Source organism: Acidimicrobiales bacterium, assembly GCA_041394265.1.
Taxonomy (GTDB): Bacteria; Actinomycetota; Acidimicrobiia; order Acidimicrobiales; family SZUA-35; genus JBBQUN01.
This window is the reverse complement of the sequence record JAWKIO010000005.1, coordinates 4,699,986-4,712,562: the sequence shown is the minus strand read 5'-3', so window position 1 is coordinate 4,712,562 and position 12,577 is coordinate 4,699,986. Positions and strand designations below refer to the sequence as shown.

The window sequence follows — 12,577 nt, the reverse complement described above, 5'->3', positions numbered from 1 at the left end:
GTGTTCGACGACCGCCAGCAGGTCCTCCAGCTCTGGCTGAGCGCTGCCGCGCTCGACACCACCGTCATCGGGTGGGCGTTCTACGACGGCACCGACGGCGAAGCACCCGGCCTGCCCGACGAACGGCCGCCCTATGCCACCGGCGTCGACGCCCTGCGCGACGGATGGTCGCTGCTGCAGGCGCCGGGTCCAATCGACGCCGATCGGGTGCTGGCCGAAGCCGGCACCGAGTTCGTCTTCACTCGCACCATGCGTCGGAGCTGACCTACCGCTCATACCGCCTCGGCCCGATCCGAGACTCCCATGATTCGACAGGGACCGAGGAACGGAGTCGACGTATGCAGTGGAACGTACCGAAAGCGCTTGCGAGCCTCGGTGGCATCAGCGTGGCGCTCGTCGTCGGCGTCGGCGCCTTCGGAGCCGCCAACATCAAGGACGCCACCTCGCTCGACCGCTATCGCGAGGCGACCGTCTCGGCCGGTGTCACCGACATGATGCACGACGCCATTCGTTCCGACGTGCTGGACGGACTCCTCACCGCAGACACCGAGGCGGCGCTGGCCAACGTCGATGAGCACAAGTCGACGATGCTCGGCGAACTCGACGCCATCGAGGTATCACTGGCCGACAGCCCCGAGGTCCAGCAGTACGTGAGCAACACCCGTCCCGTGCTCGAGGAGTACGTGGCCGCGGCGTCGGCCACGATCGAGGCCGTCGTCACCGGCCCCGGCACGGTCGATGCCCGCCTGTCGGTCTTCACCAAGCAGTTCGAGGCACTGGAAACCGAGCTCGCCGGCCTGTCGGAGGCCGTCGTCGTTGCCGGCCAGGTTGCCGAAGCCGACAATCATGCCGCCACGGAGAGCACTCGCCAGCTGTTGATCGTCGCCACGCTGATCGCGGCCGCCGTGATGGCGGGCGCGGCCGCGCTGATCGCTCGCTCGATCCGGCGGCCGCTCGTCCGCTTCGGATCCGACGTGGCCGCCTCGGCCACGCAGATCCAGGCCAGCGGGACCGCACTCCGTGACGTCGTTGGCAGCAACTCGGCCAACGCCGAGGAGAGCCGGATGTCGGCCACCGAAGTCGATGAGAACATCCAGGCCATTGCCTTCGCCACCAGCGAGTTGACGGCGTCGATCACCGAGATCTCCCGGGCAACAATGGATGCGACGTCGGTCGCCGGCAGCGCCGTGAACACCGTCAGCGAGACGGTCGAGAACATCCACCGGCTGGGCGCCTCGACGGCGGAGATCGCCACCGTGCTCGACCTCATCACCAGCATCGCCGAACAGACGAACCTGCTGGCGCTCAACGCGACCATCGAGGCCGCTCGCGCCGGCGACGCAGGCAAAGGCTTCGCCGTGGTCGCCAACGAGGTCAAGCAGCTCGCGACCGCCACCTCAGAGGCCACCACGACCATCACCGACCGTATCTCCCGCATCCAGAACGATGCCGAGGTGGCCGCTGGTCAAGTCGAGGATGTGCGCACGATCATCGGTCAGATCAGCGACGCCCAGACGTCGATCTCGGCCGCGATCGAGGAACAGAACGTGACCACGGCGGAGATTGCCAGCCGAGCCTCGGTGGCCGCCGCCGGAGCGAGCGAGATCAGTCATCGCATCGATGATGTGGCGAACGGCGCGCACGAGAACCTCGAACAGGTCAGCAGCACGATCCAGGCTGCCGACCTGCTCGGCGGTGTGGCCCGCCAATTGGCCGCCCTCGTCGGCTCGCGCTGAATATTCGGTCGACGCTGCGGCACGGGCGTTCTAGCCTCGGACGCGTCGAGGCGGCACTGCCGCACACCCGATGGACAGGAGACAGCTCATGACGGTCCTCAACGTGTTCTCATCCACCGGTTGTCCATTCGCCTCCCACTGAGACCGTCCACCTGAGACCCTCCCGCCCCGGATCCCGCTCGTAGCGGTCGATCCCCGGCTCCACGGCGCAGCGCAACCGGTTCGTCCCAGCGGCATCGAACCAGGAGTGAGCGTTGTCTCGCGAACCAGCATCGCACCACCACCAGCCGACCTGGCTGGTGTCCGAACCATTCACCGACGAGGACCTCGGCGTCCTCCGTACCGGCAAAGAAGCCCAGATCAACATCATCGAGCGGCGGGGTCACGACGGCCGAACCTTGCTGCTCGCAAAGAAGCGATACCTGCCGCGCTCGGTCGCATCCAAGGGCCAACTCGAAGCCATGGGTGTGCAGCGGGCCTCGACCTTCCGGCACGACGTGGCCTACCGAGAGGGGCGCCAGTTCCGCAAGTCCCGAGACCGCCGAGCGGTCGAGCGGATGTCGGCCCATGGCAAACAGCTACTCCAGGCACGATGGACCAATCATGAGTCCGACGTGATGCGGGTGCTGTGGGACGCCGGCGTACGGGTGCCCTACCCGGTGTCGTTCGGCGACGACGAGTTCATCATGGAGTACGTCGGCGATCGCCGCGGGGCAGCACCCCAGCTCGGTCGTGCTCGGCTCGATGACGACGATGTGCAGTCGGCTTTCGAGCAGCTCGTCGATGGGCTCCACCGCATGGTGCACGCCGGTTTTGCCCACGGGGACCTCTCGGCGTTCAACCTGCTGTGGTGGAACGGCGAACTCTGGTTCATCGACTTCCCTCAGGCCGTCGACGTTGCCGCCAACCCGCAGGGGCTGAACTTCTTGCACCGTGATGTGAACAATCTCTGCGGCTGGTTCGAGCGACGAGGCATCGAGGTCGATGCCGAGGTGTTGTTCAGTGAGCTGCTCGTCGAGTTGTGATCACCCCGACCGCTCCCAGACCGACCAGCGCGAGACCGGTGGCCAGCAGCGGCTGACTCCGGTTCCCCCCGGTGATCGGCAGGACCGGCCCCGCCGGCTCGATGTCGACGGTGGTCGTCGGGGCGCTGGTCGTGGGAGCGGCAGTGGACGGTGTCGCCGGCGCCGTGTCGGGCGGAGCGGTCGTGACCGTCGGTCCCAGCGGTTCGAGGTCGCCTTCGGTCGTGGTCGGCGCCGGTGGTGCCGTCGTCGGCGGCGCCGTGGTCGTGGTCGTGCACTGGTCGTAGCGGATCGTGAGGTCGAGACCTCCGCTGAAGACGCCGTCGGGTCCCATTCGCAGGGTCACGACCACCTCGTCGACGAGGTAGGCGGACCCGGTGTTGGTGGTGACCTTGCCCTCGGTCGCCTCGACGTCGGCCAGCACGAGCTCGGACTCGCCGCTCGTGATGACGATGTCGTTGCCGGGATGGGCCGAGTTCTGGTTGGTGACGCTGGCCTGCCACGTGCAGAGCGGGCCGGCCCGCTCGGTGTCGACGGGGACTCGCCCTAACTCGATCATGGATCCCGGCTCGGCGTACACCACCGTGTCGGTCGGCAGGGTCAGGTCGGCCGCCGCCACCATCGCAGGCTGCAGCATCACCAGTGCCATGCCCAACAGCGCCACGCCCGCTCGTACCCCAACTGCTCGCATCACCGAAATCCTTCCCGCGGGCGCGTCCACAACGCCTCGCCTTCGCCGAGCATCGCGCCACAACGCGCTGGCCATCAGGGCCGAAAGACCCCCGTGGCGGTATGCGCTCAGATGGTCTTGCCCGGACGACCGGGACCCTCGGCGTACTCCCCCTGCATGTCGGCGTTGAGGTTCGCTCGCGCCATCAAGTCGGCGACCACCTCACGCATCTGTAGCGGATCGTCGACATTGGTGGCCCGAGGACCCTTGTGGAACGACTCGGCGATCGCAATCTCCTGACCAGCGACCTGGAAGACCCGACCGGTGACGTTCGCCGATTGTGAGCTGGCAAGCCACGTGCAAATGGGCGCGATCCACATCGGTGAACGAGCCTCGCGCTGTTCGTCGGTGATGGGCTCGGTGCGCAACGGCTCGGTCAGTCGGGTCAGGGCTCCCGGGGAGATGGCGTTGACCGTGATGCCGTAGCGGGCCAGCTCCTGCGCGGCGATGATCGTGAAGCCGGCAATGCCCATCTTGGCGGCGCCGTAGTTGGTCTGGCCCGGGTTGCCGTAGATGCCCGACACCGACGTGGTGTTGATGATGCGAGCGTCGTTGGTCTCGCCGGCCTTGGCCCGTTCCCGCCAATAGGCCGCAGCCCAGCGAGCCGGGGCAAAGGTGCCCTTGAGATGCACCTTGATCACGGCGTCCCACTCGGCTTCGGTCATGTTGACCAGCATCCGGTCACGCAGGATGCCGGCATTGTTGACCAGGACGTCGAGCCCGCCGAAGTTCTCGACCGCCATGTTGATCATCCGTTGGGCGCCTTCCCAATCGGACACGTCGTCACCGTTGGCCACCGCCTGACCACCCATCGCCTCGATCTCGGCGACCACTTGCTGCGCTGGAGTCTGATCGGCACCCGTGCCGTCGAACTCGCCGCCGAGGTCGTTCACCACCACCTTGGCCCCGTGGTGGGCGAGCATCAACGCGTGCTCGCGTCCGATCCCTCGGCCAGCGCCGGTGACGATGGCGACCCGCCCTTCACACAAACGTGCTCCGCTCTCCGGCTGCGACATTGAGGTGCTCCCTTGGTTCGATGGTCCCGTGGCGGCATCCTGGCACAGCGCCGCACGGCGCTCCAAGGACACAGTGCGGCACGGCGCTCCAAGGACACAGCGCCGCACGGCGCTCCAAGGACACAGCGCCGCACGGCGCTCCAAGGACACAGTGCGGCACGGCGCTCCAAGGACACAGTGCGGCACGCCGCGCTCCAAGGACACAGTGCGGCACGCCGCGCTCGAATGGCGATGCGCTGGACATGGTGGACCCCGCCAGCGAGACTCGACCGATGAGCGAACATCCTCTCGATCTGTCCTCTCGCCTGATCGACACCGGCGTCGTTGACACGCCGCCGAATCGGATCACGCAGGAGATCAGCCAACTGGCCGACGGGGTGATGCTCATCGAGTCGTTCAGTCACGTCGTGGTCGTCGACACCGGTGATGGCGTGGTCACCTTCGACACCAGTGCCGCCGCCTCCGGCCCCGCCGTGGTCGAGTCGCTCCGTACCTGGAGTGACGCGCCGGTGCACTCGATCGTCTACACCCACGGGCATCTCGACCATGTCGGAGGGAGCCGGGCGTTCGCCGCCGACGCCGAAGCACATGCACGACCGCTGCCACGCGTCATCGGCCACGACAACGTCAACCCCCGCTTCGATCGCTACGAGGACACCGCCGGGTACAACAAGGTCATCAATCAGCGCCAGTTCGGCGGGGCGCCCAAGGTCACCTCACAGGCTGGCCCCAACGCGGCGCGATTCCTGCCACGGGGCACGTTGCGCCCCGACACCACCTACGGCGAGCAACTCACCGACACGATCGGCGGTGTCGACTTCACCTTCCATCACTGCCTCGGAGAGACCGACGATCACACCTGGACCTGGATCCCGCAGCACCGCATGATCGCGGCCGGCGACCAATTCATCTGGAACTTTCCCAACTGCGGCAACCCCCAGAAGGTCCAGCGCTACCCGCTGGAGTGGGCGCAGTCGCTGCGGGCGATGGCCGCCATGGATCCCGAACTCTTCGTGCCGGCGCACGGTTTGCCCATCGCCGGGCGCGACCGGATTGTCTCCTGTCTCGACACCGTCGCCCAGACACTCGAAACCCTCGTCGCCGAGGTCGTCGATGCCATGAACAGCGGCGCTGTGCTCGACGAGATCGTCGACTCGGTCTCCGTCCCCGCCGCCACGCTGGAGCTTCCCTACCTCCGGCCGCTCTACGACGAGCCCGAGTTCGTGATCCGCAATATCTGGCGACTCTACGGCGGCTGGTGGGACGGCAACCCCGCTCGTCTCAAGCCGGCGTCGGACGCAGCGATCGGGCGCGAGGTCGCCGCACTTGCGGGCGGAGTCGATGCCCTCATCGAGCGGGCGTCGCAGTTGTCCGAAGCCGGCGACCATCGTCTGGCATGCCAGCTGATCGAGTTCGCGGCCGCCGCCGAACCTGAGTCGCATGCCGTCCATTCGGCCCGATCGGTGATCTACTCGGCCCGACGAGCAACCGAGTCATCGCTCATGTCGAAGGGCATCTTCCGTAGTGCCGCCGCCGAATCCGACTACGCCGTCACCGGCGAGGCGCCACCGCTGTCGATGGTGTTGTCGATCGGCGAATGAACCGCTCGACGGGGCTGGGCGAACTCTTCGCCCGCGGCGACGAGGTCGGCGTGGGCGAGGTCGCGGCGCATATCGCCCAACTCGATGACGACGCACCGCCGGTCCCCGACATCCTCGCCTCCTTCGACGATCTCGTCGACGACGAGGTCAGCACCATCTCGCAGCTGATGACCCACGTGTTCGGCACGCTCGGCTTCCGCGGCAACACCGAGGCGTACTACGCCAAGTCCAACTCGTACCTCCACCGGGTACTGGATTCGAGGCTCGGCATCCCGATCTCTCTCAGCGTGGTCGCCATCGAGATCGGGGCCCGATGCGGGTTGGCCATCGAACCGATCGGGATGCCCGCCCACCTGCTGCTTGGGGCAGGGACGGGCGACAACCGTCGATGGTTCGACCCGATGGCCGGCGGCCGCGAACTCGACCTCGACGGTGTGCAGGCCCTGTTCCAGTCGCTCGTGCCCGACACACCGTTCGAGATGCGATTTCTCGATCCGATCGGCCCGCTCGATGTGGCGACCCGCATGCTCAACAACCTGCGTGGCATCGAGTTCCGCACGGGCGACCTTCGATCGCTCTCGAGCGTCGTCGCCGCCCAGATCGAGCTTCCCGACGTCGCCGTCGGCGCGCGGCTCGAGTTCGCCCAGCTCTTCGCCAGCCGCGGCCACTACGCCGCGGCAATCGATCAGCTCGAAGCGCTGACCAACCTCGATCCCGACCGACACTCCCAATACCGAGCGGCCATCACCCGGCTACGTGCCAACTTCAACTGACCCCGGCCGCCGCGGCCGCCGCCTGCACCTGAGCCCACGTCTCGTCGTCGACCGGAATGCGCTCCGCTCGGGCGATCCTGGCCCGCTGCTCGGGCTCGCCGGGCATCAGCACCTCGTCGACCCCCACTCGCGTTCGTCCTGAACGAAGCCACTCCACGGTCGCCTCGGTCTCGGCGAGCAGATGTTCGGCGCCACCGACGGCCTCGGGGTCGATGACGACCGTGACCATCGAGTTGTAGATCCGGCCAGGTCCGTCCTGCTCGCGCATCGTGAACCCGCCCAGCAGCGCAGCACCGACGAGTTCGCACATGATGGCGAGGCCTGACCCCTTGTGCTCGCCCATTGCCACGAGCGCGCCGCCGTGGTCGGGCCCGATGACCTCGCTCGGATCGTCACTCAGGTTGCCATTGGCATCGACCACCGTGTCGGCGGGAACACGCTCCCCCTTGTTGAGCGCCACCCGCGCCTTGCCGAGGGCGATGGTGCTGGTGGCCATGTCGAGCATCACGGCGGGACGCCCGTCGCGTCCAGGAATGCCGATACAGACCGGATTGGTGCCGAGTCGGGCCGAGGCGCCGCCGAAGGGGGCGACGATCGCGCCGTGGCCGGCGACGTTCACGAGGTGGAGCGACACCAGACCCGCCGCCGAGCACTGCTCGGCCCAGTGACCGATGCGGCCGATGTGGAACGAGTTGCGCAATCCGACGAGCGACACGCCGTGTTGCCTCGCCCGATCGATCCCGATCTCCATGGCCTCATAGCCCATCACCTGGCCGAACCCGGCACGTCCGTCGAGTGCAACGAGCGGGCCGGTGTCGTTGAGCACCTCGACGTGCTCGTTCACGTGGAGCTCTCCGGTCAGTGCGTGTGCGACGTAGAGCGGCAACATACCGATGCCGTGCGAGTCGTGGCCGGCGAGGTTGGCGCCGACCAGCTGGTCGGCCACGAGGGCGGCCTCGCGGTCGGCGCTCCCGAGCGCCGAGCAGGTCTGGGTGACGACGTCGTGGAGCTGGGCAGGAGTCAGATCGGGCATGCGCCGGACCCTAATTCACTCCGCAGTGTCGATCACGCGTGAGAAGAGCCGCTCGGCATGTGGCGGCACGCCGGAGAAGCGAAGGTCGAGGTCGGGACGCTTGCGAGCATCGGCTGCGAGTTCTGCCAGCTCGAACGCGGCGGTGAGGTCAAGCCGACCGATGCCGCCCAGTACGATCTCGACATCGTCGACGTCGGGGTGGTCGGCGATCACGGCGAGGATCTTCTCGCTGATCCGGTTGATCGAGCCGAACCACAGCACGCCGTGAGGCACGATACGGAGATGGTCGCCGGTTCGCTCGACCTCGATGTACACCTGTAGCTCGCGCCACAGGTGGATCCCCACCGACAGCGCGACGCCCACCAGGATCCCCCGCTCGATCCGGGGATCGAACGCCAGCGTGGCGACGAGGGTGACCGCCGCGGCCGCGGTCTGCGGGCGGCTCCACGACCACATGGCCGAGATGCGATCGAGGCGGAACAGGCTCATCACCGAGCTGATCACCACGGCGGCCAGCGCCGACTTCGGCATGCTCGACAAGACGTTCGAGAACGGCAGCAGCACGAGCATGGCGACACCGGTGATGAACCCCGACCAGCGGGTGGTCGCCCCCGCTCGGTAGTTCAACGACGATCGGCCGAACGAGCCGCCGACGGGATAGGAACCGATCGCCCCGGCGGCGAGGTTGGCGACACCTTGACTGACGAACTCGGCGTTGGCGCTCCAGCGCTGGCGCTGGGCGGCTGCGTACGTGCGAGCGATCGAGGATGGTTCCGCGAAGCCGATCAAGGCGATGACGATGGCCGGGACGATGAGATGGGCGGTCGAGTCGAACGGGAGCTCGTCGACGAGCGACACGCCAACGCTCGGGATGTCGCCGACGGTTGCGACGTCGAGGTCGAAGATCGCCGCGATGGCCCATGAGACCGCCACACCCAGCAACACGCTCGGGAAGATCTGATGCACCTTCCGCAGCGTGACGATGAGGACGAACGTGATCACCGCCAGCATGATCGAGGCCCAGTTCCAATCACCGGGGTGTGCCAACGTTGCGAGGGCCCGGCCGAGCACCCGCGACGAATCGCTCGAGTAGCCGGCCACGGTCGGCAGCTGTGAGCCCATGATCAAGAGGGCGGCGCCGGACGTGAAGCCCGTGAGCACCGGTTGGCTCACGAAGTAGGCGGCAATCCCCAGTCGGAGAGCGCCGAACACCACCCGGGCCACGCCGACCATCAACGCGAGCAGTGCACCGAGCAGCACGTAGTCGTCGGTCTGGGCGGCCGCGAGCGGCGTCAGTGCGCCGGCAACCAGGAGCGACGTGAGTGCCGTCGGTCCGGTCTGCAGGTAAGGCGACGACACGAAGAACGCGGCGAGAATTGCCGGCAGCGTGCCGGCGAGGAGGCCGATGTGGCCCGGCATTCCGGCAAGCTCGGCGTACGCCAAACCCTGCGGCACCAGTGCGAGCACGACGCTGAGGCCGGCAACGAGGTCACCGATCTGGGGTCGGGTGAGATCGAGTCGGCGCAGCACGTCACCGAGTGTGCCAGCCGACTGCCGCCGTTGCTGGCAACCTCCGGGCCACCGTCCAATCTCACCAAACCTCCGGGCCTCCGTACGCTCAGCAGCGCGGAACCCCGGAGCTTGCCTCAGAATGGACGCAGGCCCGGCAGTTCGGCCGCAGGTTGCCCGAGCGCTTGATGCCCGGTGGTCAGGGTTCGACGATGGCGAAGCCGGACTGGAAGACCTCGAGATGGCCGAAGACCGTGATCAGCGCCGCCGGGTCGCCGTCGAGCGTGGCCCGACCGGCGGTGACGGCGTCGACGAACGTCGTTTCGCCTCCCATGATCTCGGCCATCAGCGCCTTGGTGAGTGTGACGGTCACGGTGGCGTCAGGGCTATGGCGACCGGCGACGTAGTGCAGCGCCTGGTGTTCGAGTCCCAGCACCCAGTCCCGCTGCCCGCTGTCGGCGTCGATGTCGGTGAAGGTCCAGTTGATCTCCGCCCGCTCCCCTGCGACCAGCTCGTCCTGGAGCCGAATGGCGATGGCGTCGAACATCAGGTCGACGGTCAGGGCCTCGACCAGGCCGCGTCGCAGCGCCGGGCGAGCCGGCGGCGGACCGTTTCGGAGCTCTTGCGCTCCGGTCAGGTAAGCGTTGCGCCACGTGGCCGATTCTGATTGATAGCCGAGCTGCTCGAACGCATCAGCCTGCAGCTCCCGAGCCCGCTCGTTGGTCGGGTCGGCAAACACGAGGTGGTTGACCACCTCGGCCACCCATCGGTAGTCGCCCTCGTCGAACGCTCGCTGCGCATGATCGAGCAACGCATCGGCCCCTCCGGCCAACGCGACATAGCGGGTCCCCGCCGCCACCGGCGGGTGCTGCCACAGGTGCGTGGGGTTGCCGTCGTACCAACTCAGGTAGCGCTGGTAGACCGCCTTGACGTTGTGGACCAGCGAGCCGTAGTAGCCACGTGTGTGACCCTGAGCGACGAAGACCTCGGGCAGGGCAAGGTCTTCCGCGATCTCGAGCGGCGTCATGCCTCGATTGGCCCGTCGCATGGTCTGATCGTGGATCCAGCGGTACAGGTCGCGCTGCTTGCGGAGGAACCCATCGGTGTCGTCGTTGCCCCACCGGGGCCAGTGATGGCTGGCGAACATGAGCGTGGCCTCGCCGCCGAACAACTCGATCGCCTCGTTGATGTACTTCGACCAGGCCAGCGAATCACGGACCTGGGCACCCCGCAGCGGCACCAGGTTGTGCATGTTGTGCGAACAGTTCTCGGCCATGCACAGCCACCCCGCGTCGGGGAAGTAGAAGTTCATCTCGGCGGGCGCCTCGGACTCCGGAGTGTTCTGGAAGACGATCCGCACACCGTCGACCACGAGCTCCTGCCCAGTTTCGGTGATCTCCTCGGTCGGCGCGAGCAGTCCCGGGCTGGAAAGCGGCACGGCCTTGCCGAGGCCGGAGTCGACGTGTTGGCGGGGCCCGGCCGGCAGCGTCGCCCCGAACTGGTAGGCCGCCCGACGTGCCATCGCCGGACCGGCGACGACGTTCTCGAACACCGCCTCACGGAGAAAGTGCTGAGGGGCGATGATGCGAACCTCACCGTTCGCCACGGCGTCGGCACTGGTGACGCCGAGCACGCCGCCGAAGTGGTCGACGTGGCTGTGGGTGTAGATCACGGCGGTGACCGGCCGCTCGCCAAGCGTATCGTTCGCCAGCTGCAGGCACGCCCGAGCGGTGGCTTCGGTGGTCAGTGGATCGATCACGATCCACCCCACCTCTCCTGCGATGAACGAGATGTTGGACAGGTCGTAGCCACGGGCCTGCCACAGACCCGGCGCCACCTCGAACAAACCATGCGGAGCGTTGCGTTGAGCCTGGCGCCACAGGCTCGGATGGACGGAGTCGGGCACGTCGGAGGCCGTACGGATGAAGTCGTGGCGAGCGGTGTCCCACACGGTCTGGGTCGACCCACCGGGACCGGCCACCTCGATCGGGCCAGCGAGCTCGGCGATCAAGCCACGCACGGCGAGCTCGTCGTCGATCACCTCGAGATCGAGGGTTGCTGCCGCCTCGGCGAGCACCGCGAGCGTGGCGGCCGTCGGCTCCTTGGGGGCGGTGCGGCTGAAGGTTGGTGAGGTCGGGTTGCTGGTCACCTCAGCGAGTCTGGCGGCCGCCCCTTCGCTTGTCGAGCGAAACGGCGCCTCGCCGACCGGAAGGAGCCGAGCGTGTCACGACCGGCTGCCCCGCTCCCTCACGAGCGGCTGCCCCGCTCCCTCACGAGCGGCTGCCCCGCTCCCTCACGAGCGGCTGCTCCGCTGTGCCAGGTACGCCCGGCGAGCATCGGCGCACTCCGGGTCGCCGAACGCCGTCACCAGCCCATCAGCGTCGGACCAGCTGCGCATGGTGCCGACCATCTGGTCGGTCACGGCATTCACGTGGCGCTTGGTGCTGAACAGGGCATGCGACGCCTTGGAGGCGAGCTGGTCGGCGAGCGCCTCGACTTCGGCTTCGAGCTGATCGTCGGCCACCACTCGATTGAGGAAGCCAGCCGCCTTGGCTTCGGCCGGATCGAATGGCCGGCACGTGAGCACGAGCTCCTTGGTGAGCGCCGGTCCGATCTCTCGGACCAGGCGCGGGATGCCACCCCAAGCGAGCGGGATCCCGAGATCGACCTCGGGAATCGAGAACATCGCCGATTCCCCAGCAACGCGCAGATCACAGGCCGCCGCGAGCACGAGGCCTCCGCCGACACACCATCCCTGGATCGAGGCGATCGCCAGTGCCTGCATCGACTCGAGTGCCTCGGCCATCTTGCGCCCGTAGTCGGCAGCTTCTCGGGTGGTGATCTCCATCCGGCTGGAAAAGGTCGACAGGTCAGCTCCCGCAGAGAAGGCGCGCCCAGCGCCGCTGACGACCACCACCTTCACCTGTGACTGGCGATCGAACCACCGCGCCGCGATGGCGATCTCGTCGAGTGTGCGCCAACCGAGGGGGTTGAGCTTGTCCGGCACATCGAGCGTGAGCCGCCCGATGGCGCCGTCGACGCTCACCTTCACCGTGGACAGTTCGGGAGTGTCGGGTGTTGGTGCAGGTGAAGGGGCGTTGTCGGACACGGGGAAACCTTCCTCAGGGGTAATGTACGTACATTCGGATGATGTGGT

Annotated in this window: 11 protein-coding genes; 5 read left to right on the top strand and 6 right to left on the bottom strand. The window is 67.4% G+C overall.

The window, feature by feature from the left end; genetic code table 11:
• From R2733_22600 to R2733_22590, 3 genes are all read left to right on the top strand, one after another.
• A complete protein-coding gene (locus tag R2733_22600) occupies positions 1 to 264 on the top strand; it encodes a hypothetical protein (GenBank protein ID MEZ5379307.1) in 264 nt (87 codons plus the stop codon).
• Positions 265 to 338: 74 nt separating this feature from the next.
• Positions 339 to 1,736, top strand: a complete 1,398-nt coding sequence (locus R2733_22595) for a methyl-accepting chemotaxis protein (protein MEZ5379306.1) — start codon at positions 339 to 341, stop codon at positions 1,734 to 1,736.
• 254 nt (positions 1,737 to 1,990) lie between these two features.
• Positions 1,991 to 2,761, top strand: a complete 771-nt coding sequence (locus R2733_22590) for an RIO1 family regulatory kinase/ATPase (protein MEZ5379305.1) — start codon at positions 1,991 to 1,993, stop codon at positions 2,759 to 2,761.
• Here R2733_22590 and R2733_22585 read toward each other — a convergent pair.
• Together R2733_22585 and R2733_22580 are read right to left on the bottom strand one after the other, a co-directional pair.
• The gene (locus R2733_22585; GenBank protein ID MEZ5379304.1) at positions 2,736 to 3,449 is read right to left on the bottom strand and encodes a hypothetical protein; all 714 of its coding nucleotides are present in this window, start codon (positions 3,447 to 3,449) and stop codon (positions 2,736 to 2,738) included. The two genes, R2733_22590 and R2733_22585, sit on opposite strands and share 26 nt — an antisense overlap.
• A gap of 107 nt (positions 3,450 to 3,556) precedes the next feature.
• The gene (locus tag R2733_22580; GenBank protein ID MEZ5379303.1) at positions 3,557 to 4,504 is read right to left on the bottom strand and encodes an SDR family oxidoreductase; all 948 of its coding nucleotides are present in this window, start codon (positions 4,502 to 4,504) and stop codon (positions 3,557 to 3,559) included.
• Positions 4,505 to 4,776: 272 nt separating this feature from the next.
• Between R2733_22580 and R2733_22575 the strand changes: the two genes are divergently transcribed.
• Together R2733_22575 and R2733_22570 are read left to right on the top strand one after the other, a co-directional pair.
• Complete coding sequence (locus tag R2733_22575; GenBank protein MEZ5379302.1) at positions 4,777 to 6,105, top strand: alkyl sulfatase dimerization domain-containing protein; 1,329 nt, start codon at positions 4,777 to 4,779, stop codon at positions 6,103 to 6,105.
• The gene (locus tag R2733_22570) at positions 6,102 to 6,878 is read left to right on the top strand and encodes a transglutaminase-like domain-containing protein (GenBank protein ID MEZ5379301.1); all 777 of its coding nucleotides are present in this window, start codon (positions 6,102 to 6,104) and stop codon (positions 6,876 to 6,878) included. Before R2733_22575 ends, R2733_22570 begins: the two co-directional genes overlap by 4 nt.
• Here R2733_22570 and R2733_22565 read toward each other — a convergent pair.
• The 4 genes from R2733_22565 to R2733_22550 form a co-directional block, all read right to left on the bottom strand.
• The gene (locus R2733_22565) at positions 6,871 to 7,911 is read right to left on the bottom strand and encodes a malate/lactate/ureidoglycolate dehydrogenase (protein MEZ5379300.1); all 1,041 of its coding nucleotides are present in this window, start codon (positions 7,909 to 7,911) and stop codon (positions 6,871 to 6,873) included. The genes R2733_22570 and R2733_22565 overlap by 8 nt on opposite strands.
• Positions 7,912 to 7,926: 15 nt before the next feature.
• Complete coding sequence (locus R2733_22560; protein ID MEZ5379299.1) at positions 7,927 to 9,441, bottom strand: SulP family inorganic anion transporter; 1,515 nt, start codon at positions 9,439 to 9,441, stop codon at positions 7,927 to 7,929.
• Between the two features lie 178 nt (positions 9,442 to 9,619).
• The gene (locus R2733_22555) at positions 9,620 to 11,569 is read right to left on the bottom strand and encodes an alkyl sulfatase dimerization domain-containing protein (protein ID MEZ5379298.1); all 1,950 of its coding nucleotides are present in this window, start codon (positions 11,567 to 11,569) and stop codon (positions 9,620 to 9,622) included.
• Between the two features lie 144 nt (positions 11,570 to 11,713).
• On the bottom strand, positions 11,714 to 12,529 hold the full coding sequence (locus R2733_22550) for an enoyl-CoA hydratase/isomerase family protein (protein ID MEZ5379297.1): 816 nt from the start codon (positions 12,527 to 12,529) through the stop codon (positions 11,714 to 11,716).
• Positions 12,530 to 12,577: the final 48 nt, after the last annotated feature.